Annotated in this window: 1 protein-coding gene; it reads right to left on the bottom strand. The window is 24.7% G+C overall.

Annotated features, from left to right (window positions below; genetic code table 11):
* A partial coding sequence (locus ACX6CF_RS27110; protein ID WP_458788481.1) for a hypothetical protein occupies nt 1-263 on the bottom strand: 263 nt, incomplete at both ends.

The raw sequence follows: 263 nt of genomic DNA, 5'->3' as shown, positions 1-263 counted from the left end.
TATAAATCAAACTCCACTTTCCGTTATTCAATGTTTGTTTGATTATATAGTATCCTCCAATTCTCTTACAATAAACATCATTACTATTATATTTCAAAGCATCAAAACCATTAATTTCATCAATACTATGCATATTATCTTTTAAAGATTCTAAAATGATTTTACCTTCATTGTGATACAAAATATAGTTGCCTATTCCTTGTATTCCTAATTCAAGATTTTGAAGAATTGGTGAAAAAACGTCAATATATACCAATAATATA

The sequence above is a fragment of the Vallitalea sediminicola genome (genome assembly GCF_054408565.1).
Note: the sequence above shows the minus strand (reverse complement) of the source record. Positions and strands in the feature narration are given on the sequence as shown.